Here is a 15,390-nt window from a genome sequence, read left to right as displayed (position 1 = left end):
TGTTGCTTTTTCCTGCTCATCTCACACCTACAGCTTGGGCGGCAGGCAATGTCTGTGCGGCACTTGCGGCACCGCGCGCCGTGCTCGATCCGACTGCACCAATCGATACATCCTCGGTCTGTTTGCCACGGGTGACCCGCACGCTGGGACCACTGCGAACCGGTTGTCCGTCGCCGTAAGCGGCTTGCGGTGCGCTGGTGCCCTGCGCAGGAGCCGTACGGCGCTGGAAGCGCGATACGTCGCCGCCGGTCACGTAGGTGCTCTTGCCGTCATCGGGACGCGCCATGGCTTCGCGCAGGAGCCGTTCTTCCTGCTCGGGGGTGGCATTATCCGGAATGGAGACGTCACCCGAAGCGATGGCCCGTTCGAGTTCGCTCTGATTGTCGGCGAGTGAGCGCAGCGACAAACTGAGCGTGCCGATCGTCTGCGCCACGGCGACCTTCTCGGCAATGACCGGGGTTACTTCAAGCGTGACAGTGCTGAATGCCTTGACCACGGTCGACCCGTCTTCCGCCTTTTCCGAAACGGTCGACTGGTCCGTTGCCAGAACACGAAGGTTACGAAGAATGGTTTCCGATGCCTTCAGGCTGGACTCTTCGCTCCCTTCGACCTGCTGGGTCAGAACCATGTCCACGCGGTCGCCTGGGAAAACGAACCCGGCTACACCCGACTGGGCGGTAACCGGAACCGTTATGGCGCGCATGCCCGGCGTCAGAGCAGCAGCGAGAAAACCCCGATCGCCGGGGGCAACCAGAGAGCCCTGCGTCACAGGTTCGCCAGCCGTGATCGGATGGCGGACGACAGTGCCGAGAAGCTTCGTGATGTCGGCTTCGCCGTCGAGGAAATACGCATCCTGGACCAGTTCGGCAGGCCACGCTTGAAAGCCGATGGCATCGGCGGTGATGATCGTCCCGACCGGGAGCGCACGTTGTGCAACAAGGACCTTGGGTCCCTGCGGTTCGACCTGCGCGGCAGCCTCGGCCTGCGGTGCGCCTGCACCGGCAAACATGCTCCGTGCGACAAGTGCCGTACCGACCGCGATGATCAGTGCAGCAACCAGCAGAACCAGCTTCTTCCTATCCATGGCTTTGTAGCCCCCTAGTTCAGCCCGCGAAATCCCAGTGCGGGCAAGTATGGTTTCAAGCTTTACGGGCGAATTGGTTAAAATCGCGTTGTCAGCCAGCGGCTATCGCGCCGACCGGGCGGAACATCTGGCCGCTTGCCATTACCCACAGAGCGGCGAGCGAAATCGCGGGACCGTAAGGCACCCATAAATCGCGATCGTGCCGCCGGATGATGCGGATCGAACCAAGCGTTACGACAAGCAGGATGATGAAGGGTGCCAGCATCAGGCCGATGACCGCGATAGGGCTGGTCGTTACGGCGCCGAGCAGATCGGTCGGAACTGAAAGGCGTGGTCCACCCAGAACGGCACTGGCGAATAACGCGGCAATGGCCGTGCCCAGACCCAACAGTATGGCATCGCGCAAAGGGCGGGTCCGGACGGTCGTGGAATGGGCTACGCGCCAGGCGCCAATCGCCATGGTCAGCACCCAGCCGAGCATCGCCATGGCAACCAGCAGCAGAGTGAACTGCGAGGGCGGCACCCACAATGCGAGCGCCGAGAGAAGCTTCACATCGCCGCCACCCATCTGACGGATAGCGAACAATACGCAGCACACGGCGAACACAATGGCGGCCAAACCGATCTGAAGGGCGACGCCCGGCCAGAGCGGCAAACCAGTCGATAGCCAGAATACCGGCGCGCCCAAGGCGACCGCCATCGTCAGCCGGTTGCTGATCGTACGGCTCTTCAGATCCGTTACGATTACCCAGAGCAGTGCGATTGCCAATCCGGCGAGCAATACGTAGGTGGAAATTTCGCTTTGCATGTCGCCCCCGAGGCTTTCTTCGGGCCCGGTGCTACAGGAACGTGCTTACCAAACAGTAACCATACGAGGATGTCCGGTCACCGTTATGCAGGCAGAAAGGCAATCCATCGATCGGCGCGCGATACCGGCCGGGGCCGTAGAAAGCAGGTTTGCGTTAGCGGATGGCCATGAAATCCGCCGGATCGATTTACCGGCTCAGGATGGGGGCAAGCGCGGGTCGATCCTATTCATGCCCGGCCGCGGCGACTTCTACGAAAAGTATCTCGAAACCCTCGTCGAGTGGAGTCGCGCTGGCTGGCACGTGACCGCGGCGGACTGGCGCGGGCAGGCTGGATCAGGGCGTTTGGGCGACGATGCAATCACAGGACATGTCGGGGACTTTTCCGACTGGGTCGATGACCTGGCCTTACTCTGGAAGACTTGGAAAACAGAGACGCGCGGGCCGCATATAGTCGTCGGCCACTCGATGGGGGGGCACCTCGTCACGCGTGCGCTGGTGGATGGAGAGATCGATCCCGACGCAGCGATACTCAGCGCGCCGATGCTCGGCATGTCGGGGCCTCCGCTGCCGTTGGGAGTATCGCACTTCGTCGCTTGGTTCATGACCAAGATCGGCAAGCCCACGCGGCCCGCATGGAAGTGGAGCGAGAAACCCGGCGAAATGCCGGCGAATCGCTCCGACCTGCTGACGCACGATGCCGGTCGGTATGTGGACGAATTATGGTGGCGGGAGAGGCGACCCGAACTGGTCATGGGGCCGGGAAGCTGGGGCTGGGTCGAGCGGGCCTATGCCTCGACGCGCCAGTTGGAAAGGCGCGGCGCGATGGAGAACGTGGAGGTGCCTGTCCTCATCATCAGCACGTCTGCAGACAAGCTCGTTCGTCATCCGTCCGCGGTGCGCGCCGCACAGCGATTTCCCAATGGAGAGTTGCTGGCGTTCGGCAATGAAGCGCGCCATGAAATCCTGCGGGAAGTTCAGCCCGTACGAGGGCGTGCGATGGCCGGCATCGCCGAATTCCTCGACCGGGTGGCTCCGCCAGAGGTTTCGTGAGCACATACGATTTCGCATTGATCGGCGCCGGAATTGCAGGCGCCAGTTTGGCCGCCGAACTCTCGCTAGGCGGTGCACGGGTCCTGCTGCTGGAAGCGGAGGACCGGCCGGGATATCATGCCACGGGGCGTTCTGCTGCATTCTGGGAGGAGTGCTATGGCGGCCCGGACATCGTTCCGCTTACGCTGGCATCCGGGGAATATCTGCGCAGCGGCGGCTTTCTGCAGCAACGGGGGGCCTTGTACGTTGCGCGCGATGAGGATGCGGCACTTGTCAGTGATTTTCTCGAGCGGTTCCAGGCAACGGGGGCGGTGCTGGAGCGGCTGGGGGCCGCCGAGGTGCAGCGCCGCGTTCCGGGGATATGTCCGGCATGGTCGGCTGCGGTTTGGGAACCGGCCTGCGCTGATATCGATGTAGCAGCGCTCCACGCCCATTACCTTCGTCAAGCGCTCGATACCGGCGTGAAGCTGCAATGCCGGGCGCGGGTGACCGGTCTCCAGCGGATATCGGGGTGCTGGCGTATCACCGATGTCAGCGGGGAAGAATATCGCGCCGATTGCGTGGTAAACACTGCCGGGGCCTGGGCAGACGGGCTGGCCGCGATGGCTGGTGCACGGCAAGCGGGAATTACGCCCTATCGCCGTACGGTGGCTCAGCTTCGCCTCGGCAGAAACGTGGCGGAAGATTTGCCTCTCGTGCTCGATATTGAGGGCAAGTTCTATTTCAAGCCCGAAGCGGGAGGGCGGCTCTGGGTGAGTCCCCAAGACGAAGAACCGAGCGTGCCTTGCGATGCGGCACCGGAGGAATTGGCAGTTGCACAAGCGATTGCGCGGCTTGAACAAGTCGTCGACTGGCAGATCGAGGCGGTCGAACACAAATGGGCTGGCTTGCGCAGCTTTGCCGTCGACCGGAGGCCTGTTTACGGATTCGACCCGAAGATCGAGGGATTCGCGTGGTTTGCGGGGCAAGGTGGCTTCGGGATACAAACATCCCCCGCTGCGGCACGGTTAACGCGGCAATTGTTGCTGGGCGAAGGCAGGGACGAGATGACAGCCGATCTCGATGCCGATCTGTACTCGCCGGATCGTTTCGGCTGAACTTCTTACGAGCTTAGTTCCGCCCGGCTATCCGGTCGGCCTCGTCACTTGCCAAGCGATCGACCCGTTCGTTTTCCACGTGACCGGAATGGCCCTTGACCCAGTGCCAATCCACCTTGTGCCGCGCGGTCAGGTCGATCAGTTCATGCCATAGTTCGGCATTGCGTACCGGCTTCTTGCTGGCGTTGACCCAACCGCGTTTCTTCCAGCCGTGCACCCACTTCGTAATACCATCGATCAGATACTTGCTGTCGGTATAGAGATCGACCTCGCACGGTTCGATGAGAGCACTCAGGCCCTTGATCGCAGCCGTCATCTCCATCCGGTTGTTGGTCGTATCGGCTTCGCTTCCCGACAGTTCCTTCTCATGCGCCCCCATGCGCAGGAGCGCGCCCCAGCCGCCGGGCCCAGGGTTTCCCTTGCAGGCTCCGTCGGTAAAAAGTTCGACTTTCTTCATGAGAAGGCGCTGTGCCCCTTGTCGCGATAGAATTCCAGTCGGTGCACGAAATCCATCGGGTCCTTGCGGCGGACGAGGGCGTCGGCGGGCGTGTCCAGCCAATCCTGAGCGCGGCTGGCAATAAAGCGCAGGCAAGCTCCCTGCGCGAGCAACGGCAGGTGATCGCGCTCGCTCTTATTCAAGGGCCGGACCGAATCGTATCCTTCTAGCAGCGCAGCGCCGAGCGCCTGGTTCAGGTGCTTGCCCGACTGGTCGAAACACCAGGCTGTATGCGTAACTGCAAGGTCGTAGGCCATCGCGCCGGTGCAAGCGAAATAGAAATCGATCATGCCCGTGACCCGGTCACCCAGCATCAGAACATTGTCGGGAAACAGGTCCGAATGGATAATGGAAAGCGGCAGATCGTTCGGCCAGCTTCGGCCGATGCCAGTGGCAATATCGAGGATGCCGGGAAGACTGGGATCGATCGAAGCGAGCGCATCGGCACCGCACTCATGCAGGATGGCTGAGGTCTGTTGGGGGCCGAGATCGTTCGGCCGGCTCATCGCGAAATTCCCGGCGGCGAGATGTATCTGCGCGAGCGCAGAACCGACCGCACGCGCCTGGTGGGGATCGGGAGTGGTCGGCGACACGCCGGGGAGAAATTCAATCAGCGCCGCGGCTTTTTCACCCACCATGCGGAAAGGCGCTCCGCTACGATCATGTATGGTGCGCGGCACGGGGCAGCCCGTTTCGGAAAGGTGGTCAAGCAGGGCGAGGAAAAACGGCAGATCGGCAAGTTCGATCCGGCGTTCGTACATCGTCAGAATATAACGTGCCTGGGTCGTTTCGATCAGCCAGTTCGAATTCGAAACGCCTTCGGCAATACCTTTGGCCGAAACCAGTCGACCGGCATCGTATTCCGCGATCAGGCGCGCCAGGTCCTCGGCGCCCAGATGGGTGTAGACCGCCACCTATTCGGTTAGCTGACGCGGCAGCTTGAAGATCATGTTTTCTTCAGCTGCCGTGACAATATCCTCTTCCACGGCGCGCCAGTCGGACAGCCGGTCGACGACTTCGCGAACCAGTTTTTCAGGTGCGGATGCACCGGCCGTCAGCCCGACCGTACCGACGCCCTCCAGCCAGCTAGGGTCGATTTCATCGGCGCGCTGGATCAAACGGGCGTCAGTCCCCATCCTTTCCGATACTTCGACCAGGCGAAGGGAATTGGAGGAATTCGGTGCGCCGATAACCAGTACCAGGTCGCAGCTTGCTGCAATCTGTTTAACGGCCGCCTGCCTGTTGCTTGTCGCGTAGCAGATGTCTTCTGCCTTCGGGGCGACGATCTGCGGGAAGCGTTCTTGCAGCGCGGCGATGATATCGTGGGTATCGTCGACCGAAAGGGTGGTCTGCGACAGATAGGACAAATTGTCTTCTGGTGTGAAATCGAGATCGGCAACGTCCTCGACCGTCTCGACCAGAGTGATCTGACCCGGCGGTACCTGGCCCATCGTCCCAATGACTTCGGGGTGTGCGGCATGCCCGATAAACAGGATGTGCTGGCCCTTTTCGACCTGCCGCTCCGCCTGCCGGTGAACCTTGCTGACGAGGGGACAGGTCGCATCGACATACAACATGTTGCGGCGTTCGGCTTCGGCAGGCACCGTCTTGGGGACGCCGTGAGCACTGAAGACCACCGGCGCATCGTCGGGAACCTCGTCCAGCTCCTCGACAAATATGGCCCCCTTGGCTTTGAGACTGTCGACCACGTACTGATTGTGCACGATTTCGTGACGCACATAGACGGGCGCGCCGAACTTGAGCAGCGCCCTCTCGACTATCTCGATCGCACGATCGACGCCGGCACAGAATCCGCGAGGCGCTGCGACAATGAGCTTCAAAGGCAGACGCGGATCGCGTCCGGGTATGGCAGGCGTGGATGGAAAGGGGGCGTTCATGTCCCGCCCTCTAGCGCTTTCGTGCAGGCCAAGCTAGGGCAAGCGCAGTCCCGAGGGGCGACGAATTCGAATGACCGTAAAAGGGAAACTAGCCGCATGACCATCCGTACCCGCCTTCTTCCCGCGCTCGCCTTGGGCCTAGCGTTGGCCGGATGCGCCAAGGAAGGGGACCTGGTGATCGATCAGGGTGTCGGCATTACCGCGGTGAGGAGTACCTGTCCTGCCGTTGGGATTCCCGATTACACGGGCGATATCACGACGTTCCGTACTCCCGGTTCGACCACCAGCGCCGATCTGGACGTGACGGCAGCGATCACGAACCTGCGTTCGACCTGCAATGAAAGCGCAGATGATCGGGTTTACACCGAAGCGACCTTCGATGTCGTGGCACGTCGTGCGGACACCAGTGGCAGCCGGACCGTTACGCTGCCTTATTTCTCCACCGTCCTGCGTGGCGGTTCTTCGGTTGTGACCAAGCGCATCGGCAGCGTGACCCTTCAGTTTGCCGATGGGCAGGAACGCGCTCAGGCACGCGGCACGGCTGGCGCTTATGTAAATCGCGCCGAAGCCACGCTTCCTGCTGAAATTCGCGACCAGATCACCCGCAAACGCGAAGCTGGCGATCCCGACGCTGCGCTTGATCCACTGGCCGATCCGACGGTGCGCGCTGCACTCCAACGGGCTACCTTCGAACTGCTGGTGGGGTTCCAACTGACCGAAGATCAGCTGCGTTACAACGCTACGCGATAGTCGCTGCTATCTTGCCATTTCGCGTCGATAGGCTAGGCGCGCGCCATGGCTGAAATGCAGACACTTCACGCGGCCTTCGCGGCCCGGATCGACGCGGTATTGGATGCTCTCGAAATGGAGGGCTCGCTGCCTGCCGACGCGGCACGCGGCAATGTTACTGTGGAACCGCCGCGAGACCCGTCCCATGGCGATCTCGCGACAAACGCGGCGATGGTTCTTGCCAAGCAGGCGAAAAGCAATCCGCGCGCACTGGCGGAAAAGATCGTCGAACATCTTCAGCGTGATCCGGCCATTGCCGAGGCCGAGATTGCCGGTCCCGGCTTCATCAACCTGCGGTTGGAAAGCGACGTATGGCGGCGTGAAATCCAGGCGATTGCTTCGCTGGGCGCCGATTACGGAAGATCGGACATGGGCAAGGGCCTCACGGTCAACGTCGAATATGTTTCTGCAAACCCTACCGGCCCCATGCATATGGGTCACTGCCGCGGTGCGGTGGTAGGCGACGCGCTTTGCGGCCTGCTCGAATGGGCAGGTTATCGGGTCACCCGCGAATATTACGTCAACGATGCCGGCGGGCAGGTGGACGTGCTCGCCCGGTCCGCGCACCTGCGTTATCAGGAAGCATTGGGTGAAGACATCGGGGAAATTCCCGAAGGGCTGTATCCCGGCGACTATCTGAAGCCGGTCGGGGAACGACTCGCACAGGAATTCGGCCCGGCGTATAGGGATGGTGATGAAAGCGAATGGCTTGCGCTGTTCCGCCAGCGTTCGGTCGCCGCGATGATGGAAATGATTCGCGAAGACCTGTCGCTTCTGGGCATTCATCACGACCTCTTTTCATCGGAAGCGGAGTTGCAGGCGGCGAAGAAGCCCGAAGCAGCGGAAGCATGGCTGCGCGAACATGGTTTCGTCTACGATGGCGTGCTCGAGGCACCCAAGGGCAAGGCTCCGCCGGAGGATTGGGAACCTGTTGAACTACCTCTGTTCCGTTCGACAGAATTCGGCGATGATCAGGATCGCCCGATCAAGAAATCGAATGGGGCATGGACCTATTTCGGCGCCGATCTCGCCTATCACTTTCAGAAGGCGGAGAAGGCGGATGCGCTTATCGATATCTGGGGTGCGGACCATGCAGGCACCGTCAAGCGTATCAAGGCCGCAGTCGCAGCGCTCACCAAAGGCGCCGGGCGCAATGTACCTTTCGACGTCAAGCTGGTGCAGATGGTCAAGCTCTTGCGCGACGGCGAGCCGGTCAAGATGTCGAAGCGTTCGGGCACCTTCGTCACGCTGGCGGATGTCGTCAACGAAGTGGGCAAGGACGTGGTGCGTTTTACCATGCTTACCCGCAAACCCGATGCGCAGATGGAATTCGATTTCGCCAAGGTCGTTGAGGCGTCCAAGGACAATCCGGTTTTTTATCTCCAATATGCCCATGCACGAATGCGCTCGACGCTTCGCAAGGCCGGGGTGGAGCCGGACGATGCGCATCTGGACCGGTTGGACGACAGCGAGTTGGCGCTGGTGCGCGAAGCGGCGCAATTCCCGCGCGTGGTAGAAGCCGCCGCGAAGGCGCGCGAACCGCATCGCATCGCATTCTTCCTGGGCGATCTGGCTGCGGCCTTTCACAGCTTTTGGAATGCGGGTAATGACGATCCCTCGAAGCGGATCATTCAGGATAGCGATCCCGAATTGACCGCCGCGCGCCTGTTTCTGGTGGCGCAGGTCGGGCAGGTGATCCGCAACGGCCTCGCCATTCTGGGGGTCGAGGCGGTCGAGGAGATGTGAGCATGATGGGGTCCACGCCGTACGATACGGACGAAGATTGGGAGAGCGAGGGCGAACTCGATCTCGCCGACGATGAGAGCCTGCCGTGGCTCGAGGCGGCGGACGATGAAGGCGATGCCGCGGGGTTCGATACGTCCCGGCTTATCATGCTCGGAACACTGGCGATTACATTGCTGGCCGCGGTGGTCGGGGGAATATGGTTCGTGACCAGTCAGGTTTCCAACGAGCCCGAAGCGGATGGCAGCCTGATCGAAGCGCCTGACGGACCGTACAAGACAAGACCCGAAAATCCCGGTGGCAAGACCTTCGCCGGGACCGGTGATACCAGTTTCGCCGTGGGCGAAGGGCAAACGCGTGAAGGCAAGCTGGCCGATCGCCCCGCTTCGGCACCCATGGACAGCGTGGCCGCGAGCCCATCCATTGCATCCACGGTCAGTGAGCCGCCGGTCGAAACGACGCAGTCTTCCGCAGGGGCTGTCCAGGTCGGTGCTTTCCCGCGGCGCGAGGACGCGGAAGCTGCATGGTCTAACCTTATCCGCCAGACGGAGGCGTTGAATGGAGTGCGGCATCGCGTCGTCGAAGCGCAGGTCGATATCGGGCGAGTTTTCCGGTTGCAGGCTATGACCGGGGACCGCGCCGCCGCCAACAGGCTATGCAACGCACTGAAGGCTGATGGGCTGGCATGCTTCGTCAAATAGGCGCGCAGTAAGGCTCAATTTCCACACCCGCCGACGGCACCGATCTTGCGGGAAATCTGCAAAGGCCTCACTTTCCAGCCATGACACCCGCCATCTTCGGCATTTCCGGCCTCGAATTGACGGCCGACGAACGCGCCTTCTTCAAGGATGCCGATCCCGCTGGATACATCCTTTTCGGGCGCAATTGCGACAGCAAGGATCAGTTGCGCAAACTGACGGACGACCTTCGCGAAATTCATGGTCGCGAACGATTGATCGTCTCGATCGATCAGGAAGGCGGGCGGGTCGCCCGGATGAAGCCGCCGGTATGGCAACGCTATCCTGCAGGAGAGGCCTTCGCTGCGCTATGGAATGTCGCGCCGGCTTCTGCGATCGAGGCAGCGCGCGCGAATGCAGAAGCCATGGGCCGCGAACTCGCAGAAATGGGAATTTCGGTCGATTACCATGCGCCCTTCGACGTGCGCCGGCCCGAGACCGACGATGTAATTGGCGACCGTGCTCTCGGGACCGAACCGATACAGGTGGCCGCACTCGGCCGGGCGGTGCTGGATGGATTGGGCCGGGCAGGTATCGTCGGGTGCCTGAAACATATGCCGGGCCACGGCCGTGCGACCAGCGATTCGCACAAGGAACTTCCGCGCGTCGACGCCAGCGATGAGGAGCTCGAAGTCGATATCGAGCCTTTTCGCACCTTGTCGTCGCACCCACTCGGCATGAGTGCGCACATGGTGTTCGAAGCCTGGGACGCGGACCACCCGGCAACATTGTCGGCAAACGTTATTCGCGAGATCATCCGTGGCCGGATCGGTTTCGATGGCCTGTTGCTAACCGACGATATCGACATGCAGGCGCTGGATGGGACCATCGTGGAGCGATCTATCCGCGCGCTCGATGCAGGATGCGATATCGTACTCAACTGCTGGGCCAAAATGGACGACCAAGTCGCGATAGCTGAAAGCGGCAAGGCCATGGGGCAGAAGACGATCGAACGGCTCGACCGGGTGCTTGTGGCAATGCACGAGCCAGATGATGGGCCGGAAACGGCGGAATTGCTGGCGAAACGGGATGCCTTGCTGGCTATCGCCCAAGAACAGCCGGCATGAGCGCAAACGGCCTGCTCTTCAGCGAAAATGAGGCCGCCGACCATGATGGGTGGGAAGGCATTGCCAGCGAAAATGCTGCCGACGAAAATGCCCTGTATCTGGAACTCGATGGGTGGGAAGGACCACTCGATCTGCTGCTCGATCTGGCGCGGCGGCAAAAGGTCGACTTGCGTTCGATTTCGATACTTTCGCTGGTCGACCAGTATCTTGATTACATCGATTCAGCCGAAGCACTGAAGCTGGAACTTGCCGCCGACTACCTCGTGATGGCGGCATGGCTGGCATACCTTAAATCGGCGGTGCTCCTGCCCAAGGAAGAGCAGGAGGATCCTAGCCCCGAGGAACTGGCTCTGAAGCTTCAGTTGCGGCTCCAGCGCCTTGGCGCAATGCGCGATGCGGCGGCGCGCCTGATGGGGGGTGACCGGATCGGACGCGATGTCTTCCTGCGCGGCAGTCCGGAGGGGTTGGAAATAGCGCGCAAGAACCTTTGGCAGTGCGATCAATTCTCGTTGATAGAAGCGTACGGCAGGGTGAAGGCGCGTACTGCACCTGCCATTCACATGGTCCGCGAACGTCCCGTCATGACGCTGGAATCGGCACTCGACCGGGTTTCGAACATGCTGGGTGTTACGCTCGACTGGATGGAGCTGCGCGAATTCCTTCCTCCCCATGCAGAGCCACGCCTCAAACGATCGGCGCTTGCATCCAGTTTCGTTGCCGCGCTCGAACTGGCCAGGCTCGGCAAGGCCGAATTGCAGCAGGAAGATACGTTCGGTCCGCTTCACCTTCGCCGGGTTTCCACCTGATGGCGGAGTTGGACCGTGCTGTAGAAGCTGCCTTGTTTGCAGCAGAGGAACCGATGACTGCAGAAGCGCTTGCAGGCTTTCTCGGCGGCGCTGCGGTAGGCGATGTCCGCGACGCATTGCGGAGCGTCGCCGATCATTACGAGAAGAGAGGCGTGCATCTGGTCGAGCGGGGCAAGCGCTGGCACTTCGAAACCGCGCCCGACCTGGCGCATCTCTTGCGGCGTGAGAAAGAACAGGTTCGCAGGCTCAGCCGCGCGGCCACGGAGGTCTTGGCGATAATTGCCTACCACGAGCCGGTAAGCCGCGCCGAGATCGAATCAATTCGCGGAGTACAGACCAGCGGCGGTACGCTGGATGTGCTGATGGAAGCCGGTTGGGTCAAAATCGCGGGACGGCGTGAGCTGCCCGGGCGGCCGACGATATACGCCACCACAACGGAATTCCTCGAACATTTCGGCCTGTCGAGCCGTCGGGATTTACCGGGAATTGCCGAATTGCGGGCTACGGGTCTGCTCGATCCTGTCGAAGATGCTTATGATGAGCTGGTTGGCGAGAGCGATGCCGACCAACAAGGCGATAACGCAGATGGGAATCGCGACCCTGCCGGTGAGGACTGACTGGTACAAACGTCCCACAACGCCTATAATCGAAACTGCATAACCGAGAAAGAAGGTCCCATGGGTCTCAGTGTCTGGCAACTCGCCATCATCGCCGTCGTCATCCTCGTCCTGTTCGGCCGTGGCCGTATCTCCGAGATGATGGGCGATTTCGGAAAAGGTATCAAAAGCTTCAAGCAGGGCATGAATGAAGAAGAAAAGCCCGCCAAGCAGATATCTCATGACGCAAAGCCTGCGGACGAAGGCCTGACCGCAGATCAGGTCAAGCAGACCACCGACCCGAAATAATCCGCTAGCGGGCGGAGGCAGCCATGTTCGATATCGGTGCCAGCGAATTGCTGGTGATCGTCATTGTGGCGATCTTGGTGATTGGGCCAAAAGACATGCCCAGGGCGCTTCGTACGGCTGGTCGCTGGATCGGCAAGCTGCGCCGCATGTCCAACCATTTCCGTGCCGGGATCGACGAAGTCGTTCGTCAGGCCGAGATTGAGGAAATGGAGGAGAAATGGGCGGCACGGAACAAGGAAATCATGGCAAAGTATCCCGACGGCGCGCAACCGGAAGGTGGTGGGCCCGAAAATCTATTGCCGAATGAGATGGAGCCTCTGTCGGCGGCAGGTGAAGTCCCCGATGCCGATGCCGCGGCGGAAGCTGCGATCAGGCGCGCTGCACCGGTGAAGGCGCCGGAGCATTCGAACGAACCGCCACTGCCTCTCGATCCTCCCGGTTCGGGGAAGGACAGCTGACATGGCGGTGATAAGAGACATCGACGAAAGCCAGGCACCGCTTCTCGATCATCTGATCGAACTACGCTCGCGGCTCGTAAAATGCGTGCTCGCGTTGGTGGTGGCCTTCGGGGTGTGCCTGTACTTCGCCGATCCCATTCTCGGGTTTCTGATCCAGCCGCTCAAGAATGCCTTTCCCGAAGGGGAAGGCCAGCTCATCTTCACGAAGCTCTACGAAGTGTTCTTTGTCGAGCTGAAGGTGGCGCTGTTCGCCGGGTTCTGTCTGAGCTTCCCGGTTATCGCCAATCAGCTTTGGGCGTTCGTTGCCCCAGGGCTTTATGCGCGCGAGAAGAAGGCTTTCCTGCCATTTATTCTGGCCACGCCCATCCTTTTCCTGATGGGAGCGTCGCTCGCCTATTTCGTCGTCATGCCCACCGCGTTTCGCTGGTTTCTGGGCTTCCAGGGGACGGCGGGCGGTCTCGAAATTCAGGCGCTTCCGACCGCAAACGAGTATCTCGGTCTGGTCATGCAGTTCATTCTCGCTTTCGGAATGAGCTTCCTCCTGCCCGTCTTGCTTTTGCTATTACATCGGGCAGGGATCGTAACCCGCGACCAGCTTGTGGCGGCAAGGCGGTATGTGGTCGTGCTCGTGGTTGCGGTCGCGGCCATCATCACACCGCCCGATCCCGGCTCGCAATTGCTGCTCGCAATTCCGCTTCTGCTCTTGTTCGAAGGCTCGCTGGTGCTGATGCGTCTGACCGAGAAACGCCGGAAAGCAGTCGTCGAAAAGCCCGAAGAGCCTCAGTCCGCGTCGTAGACCTTCCGTCCACCCACCCAGGTTTCGATCACCTTGGTGGCCCGTAACTCTCCCGGACTGGAGATCAGGGGATCGCGATCGATGAGAACGAAATCGGCGCGTTCGCCGGGTAGCAGCTTGCCGAAGCGGCCCTCTGCAAACCCTGCGTAGGCGGCTTCGCTGGTGAAGGCCGCCAGCGCCTGTTCACGGTTCACGCGTTCTTCGGGGTGCCAGCCGCCAAATGGCTCGCCGTTCGCATCCATGCGCGTCGTCGCAGCGGCCAGTGCTGCAAACGGGTCAGGCGATTCGACCGGAGCATCGGACCCGAAAGCCAGCCGTCCACCCGCCTTCAGGATCGAGTTCCATGCATAGGCGCCGGCGAGACGGTCGGGGCCGAGCCGGGCTTCTGCCATGACGCGATCGCTCGTCTGATGAACAGGTTGCATGGACGCGATAATGCCGTCCTGACCGAACTTGGGCAGGTCGACCGGATCGACGATCTGCGCATGCTCGATGCGCCAGCGCCGATCACCCGGGAAGCTTTCGGCAATCTCTATGATCGCGTCCAGTGCATCCTCATTCGCCGCGGTCCCGATGGCGTGGATCGCGGGCTGGAAATTCCCCTGGGCGGCGCGCACCAGTACGTTGCGCAGTTTGGCGGGGCCAGTGAGCGGAAGTCCGGTATTGCCCGGATCGTCGGCATAGGGCTGCTTCAGCCACGCGCCCCTGCTGCCGAGTGCGCCGTCGAGATAGATCTTGATCCCGTTCATCCGCAGCTTGTCGTCATAAAGCCAGGGCGAAGGCCGGGCGCCAGCAATAAGTTCCATCTGCTCGGGACCGGCGGCATAGGACATGATCCTCACGGTAAGGGCGCCTTTGTCGCCTGCCCTGCGATATGCCTGCCAGTCCTCGATGGTCGTTCCCATGTCCGCGACAGCAGTGATCCCGTAACTGTTCAGGACTTTTTGTGCTTCTGCGAAGGCAAGGTCGCGCTCGTTCGGGCGCGGCGCCGGAATGGCGCGCGTCATCAGTTCTTCTGCGGCATCGACGAACACGCCCGAGGGCTGCTGTGATCCCGCCATCCGCTCCACGCGGCCACCTTCCGGACTCTTCGTTTCTGCAGTGATGCCAGCAGCCTGCATGGCTATGCTGTTCGCCCAGCCGGCATGGCCGTCCACGCGCTGCAGATAAACTGGCCGGTCGGAGACCGCACTGTCGAGTTCGGCAGCCGTTGGAAATCTGCCAAGGCCCCATTTCTCCTGGTTCCAGCCACGTCCGAGAATCCACGGCCGCGACTCGTTCTCGGCAGCAAAGCGGCGGATCTTGTCCAGTGCTTCCTCAAGCGAATTGGTTTCCGACAGATCCAGCGTCAGCGCACCGATGCCGATGCCCATCACATGCGCGTGAGCATCGATCAGTCCGGGGATCATGACCGCGCCCCTGCCGTTCTCGCGGTAATCGGTCTGGGGTTTCTTGTCTTTCGATGACAGGATCTGCGCGACCTTGCCGTCATCATCGATGACCAGCGCATTGAACCGTTTGATCTTGCCATCTTCGTCGAAGGTAATCCCTTCCACATTGTCGACCAGCACGTCGGCCGCGGCTGGCATGGCGAGTGCAAAAGCAAAGGTGGTGGCAAGGAGTTTGAACTTCATTTCAGGCGATCCAGTGCTCGT

The 15,390-nt window shown here is 61.2% G+C and carries 17 protein-coding genes; 11 read left to right on the top strand and 6 right to left on the bottom strand.

Annotated features, from left to right (window positions below; genetic code table 11):
• Positions 1-16: 16 nt before the first annotated feature.
• Positions 17-1,084 carry a Flp pilus assembly protein CpaB gene (cpaB, locus tag K3177_RS08270; RefSeq protein WP_103022548.1) on the bottom strand — a complete coding sequence of 356 codons (1,068 nt, stop codon included), beginning with the start codon at positions 1,082-1,084 and terminating at the stop codon, positions 17-19.
• A 91-nt stretch (positions 1,085-1,175) separates the two neighbouring features.
• Positions 1,176-1,892: an A24 family peptidase gene (locus K3177_RS08265; protein WP_221597861.1), complete on the bottom strand. Its 717-nt coding sequence runs from the start codon at positions 1,890-1,892 to the stop codon at positions 1,176-1,178.
• Between the two features lie 85 nt (positions 1,893-1,977).
• Between K3177_RS08265 and K3177_RS08260 the strand changes: the two genes are divergently transcribed.
• Together K3177_RS08260 and K3177_RS08255 are read left to right on the top strand one after the other, a co-directional pair.
• Positions 1,978-2,943 carry an alpha/beta fold hydrolase gene (locus tag K3177_RS08260; protein ID WP_221597860.1) on the top strand — a complete coding sequence of 322 codons (966 nt, stop codon included), beginning with the start codon at positions 1,978-1,980 and terminating at the stop codon, positions 2,941-2,943.
• Positions 2,940-4,040: an NAD(P)/FAD-dependent oxidoreductase gene (locus K3177_RS08255; protein ID WP_221597859.1), complete on the top strand. Its 1,101-nt coding sequence runs from the start codon at positions 2,940-2,942 to the stop codon at positions 4,038-4,040. The genes K3177_RS08260 and K3177_RS08255 overlap by 4 nt, the downstream gene beginning before the upstream one ends.
• A gap of 13 nt (positions 4,041-4,053) precedes the next feature.
• Here K3177_RS08255 and rnhA read toward each other — a convergent pair whose 3' ends face one another.
• The 3 genes from rnhA to ispH are packed head-to-tail and all read right to left on the bottom strand — an operon-like array spanning position 4,054 to position 6,434.
• Positions 4,054-4,497: a ribonuclease HI gene (rnhA, locus tag K3177_RS08250; protein WP_221597858.1), complete on the bottom strand. Its 444-nt coding sequence runs from the start codon at positions 4,495-4,497 to the stop codon at positions 4,054-4,056.
• Positions 4,494-5,450, bottom strand: a complete 957-nt coding sequence (thrB, locus tag K3177_RS08245) for a homoserine kinase (RefSeq protein ID WP_221597857.1) — start codon at positions 5,448-5,450, stop codon at positions 4,494-4,496. Before thrB ends, rnhA begins: the two co-directional genes overlap by 4 nt.
• Positions 5,451-6,434 carry a 4-hydroxy-3-methylbut-2-enyl diphosphate reductase gene (gene ispH / locus K3177_RS08240; RefSeq protein ID WP_221597856.1) on the bottom strand — a complete coding sequence of 328 codons (984 nt, stop codon included), beginning with the start codon at positions 6,432-6,434 and terminating at the stop codon, positions 5,451-5,453.
• Positions 6,435-6,530: 96 nt separating this feature from the next.
• Here ispH and K3177_RS08235 point away from each other — a divergent pair, with 96 nt between their 5' ends.
• The 9 genes from K3177_RS08235 to tatC all read left to right on the top strand — a co-directional run bounded on the left by K3177_RS08235 (position 6,531) and on the right by tatC (position 13,735).
• Entirely contained in the window at positions 6,531-7,184 is a 654-nt protein-coding gene (locus K3177_RS08235) for a hypothetical protein (RefSeq protein WP_196846714.1), read from the top strand.
• A gap of 45 nt (positions 7,185-7,229) precedes the next feature.
• Positions 7,230-8,969 (top strand): arginine--tRNA ligase, encoded by a 1,740-nt coding sequence (gene argS / locus K3177_RS08230; RefSeq protein ID WP_221597855.1) that lies wholly within the window; start codon positions 7,230-7,232, stop codon positions 8,967-8,969.
• A gap of 2 nt (positions 8,970-8,971) precedes the next feature.
• The gene (locus K3177_RS08225; protein ID WP_221597854.1) at positions 8,972-9,667 is read left to right on the top strand and encodes an SPOR domain-containing protein; all 696 of its coding nucleotides are present in this window, start codon (positions 8,972-8,974) and stop codon (positions 9,665-9,667) included.
• An 80-nt stretch (positions 9,668-9,747) separates the two neighbouring features.
• On the top strand, positions 9,748-10,770 hold the full coding sequence (gene nagZ / locus K3177_RS08220) for a beta-N-acetylhexosaminidase (RefSeq protein ID WP_221597853.1): 1,023 nt from the start codon (positions 9,748-9,750) through the stop codon (positions 10,768-10,770).
• On the top strand, positions 10,767-11,576 hold the full coding sequence (locus K3177_RS08215) for a segregation and condensation protein A (RefSeq protein ID WP_221597852.1): 810 nt from the start codon (positions 10,767-10,769) through the stop codon (positions 11,574-11,576). The genes nagZ and K3177_RS08215 overlap by 4 nt, the downstream gene beginning before the upstream one ends.
• Entirely contained in the window at positions 11,576-12,193 is a 618-nt protein-coding gene (scpB, locus tag K3177_RS08210; RefSeq protein ID WP_221597851.1) for an SMC-Scp complex subunit ScpB, read from the top strand. The genes K3177_RS08215 and scpB overlap by 1 nt, the downstream gene beginning before the upstream one ends.
• Positions 12,194-12,253: 60 nt before the next feature.
• Entirely contained in the window at positions 12,254-12,481 is a 228-nt protein-coding gene (gene tatA / locus K3177_RS08205; RefSeq protein ID WP_103022561.1) for a twin-arginine translocase TatA/TatE family subunit, read from the top strand.
• 23 nt (positions 12,482-12,504) lie between these two features.
• Positions 12,505-12,939 carry a Sec-independent protein translocase protein TatB gene (gene tatB, locus K3177_RS08200; RefSeq protein WP_221597850.1) on the top strand — a complete coding sequence of 145 codons (435 nt, stop codon included), beginning with the start codon at positions 12,505-12,507 and terminating at the stop codon, positions 12,937-12,939.
• A gap of 1 nt (position 12,940) precedes the next feature.
• Positions 12,941-13,735, top strand: a complete 795-nt coding sequence (tatC, locus tag K3177_RS08195) for a twin-arginine translocase subunit TatC (protein ID WP_173829939.1) — start codon at positions 12,941-12,943, stop codon at positions 13,733-13,735.
• Here tatC and K3177_RS08190 read toward each other — a convergent pair.
• Entirely contained in the window at positions 13,720-15,369 is a 1,650-nt protein-coding gene (locus K3177_RS08190) for an amidohydrolase (RefSeq protein WP_221597849.1), read from the bottom strand. The two genes, tatC and K3177_RS08190, sit on opposite strands and share 16 nt — an antisense overlap.
• Between the last annotated feature and the right edge of the window lie 21 nt (positions 15,370-15,390).

This window comes from Qipengyuania pacifica (genome assembly GCF_019711555.1).
In the GTDB taxonomy this organism is placed as follows: domain Bacteria; phylum Pseudomonadota; class Alphaproteobacteria; order Sphingomonadales; family Sphingomonadaceae; genus Qipengyuania; species Qipengyuania pacifica.
Note: the sequence above shows the minus strand (reverse complement) of the source record. Positions and strands in the feature narration are given on the sequence as shown.

Bases quoted from the DNA above. Each gene is read 5' to 3' on its own strand.
- K3177_RS08260 (WP_221597860.1), top strand. From the start codon at position 1,978: ATGCAGGCAGAAAGGCAATCCATCGATCGGCGCGCGATACCGGCCGGG.
- K3177_RS08190 (WP_221597849.1), bottom strand. From the start codon at position 15,369: ATGAAGTTCAAACTCCTTGCCACCACCTTTGCTTTTGCACTCGCCATG.
- K3177_RS08225 (WP_221597854.1), top strand. From the start codon at position 8,972: ATGATGGGGTCCACGCCGTACGATACGGACGAAGATTGGGAGAGCGAG.
- argS (WP_221597855.1), top strand. From the start codon at position 7,230: ATGGCTGAAATGCAGACACTTCACGCGGCCTTCGCGGCCCGGATCGAC.
- tatA (WP_103022561.1), top strand. From the start codon at position 12,254: ATGGGTCTCAGTGTCTGGCAACTCGCCATCATCGCCGTCGTCATCCTC.
- cpaB (WP_103022548.1), bottom strand. From the start codon at position 1,084: ATGGATAGGAAGAAGCTGGTTCTGCTGGTTGCTGCACTGATCATCGCG.
- tatC (WP_173829939.1), top strand. From the start codon at position 12,941: ATGGCGGTGATAAGAGACATCGACGAAAGCCAGGCACCGCTTCTCGAT.
- tatB (WP_221597850.1), top strand. From the start codon at position 12,505: ATGTTCGATATCGGTGCCAGCGAATTGCTGGTGATCGTCATTGTGGCG.
- K3177_RS08265 (WP_221597861.1), bottom strand. From the start codon at position 1,892: ATGCAAAGCGAAATTTCCACCTACGTATTGCTCGCCGGATTGGCAATC.
- scpB (WP_221597851.1), top strand. From the start codon at position 11,576: ATGGCGGAGTTGGACCGTGCTGTAGAAGCTGCCTTGTTTGCAGCAGAG.
- K3177_RS08215 (WP_221597852.1), top strand. From the start codon at position 10,767: ATGAGCGCAAACGGCCTGCTCTTCAGCGAAAATGAGGCCGCCGACCAT.
- rnhA (WP_221597858.1), bottom strand. From the start codon at position 4,497: ATGAAGAAAGTCGAACTTTTTACCGACGGAGCCTGCAAGGGAAACCCT.
- nagZ (WP_221597853.1), top strand. From the start codon at position 9,748: ATGACACCCGCCATCTTCGGCATTTCCGGCCTCGAATTGACGGCCGAC.
- K3177_RS08235 (WP_196846714.1), top strand. From the start codon at position 6,531: ATGACCATCCGTACCCGCCTTCTTCCCGCGCTCGCCTTGGGCCTAGCG.
- ispH (WP_221597856.1), bottom strand. From the start codon at position 6,434: ATGAACGCCCCCTTTCCATCCACGCCTGCCATACCCGGACGCGATCCG.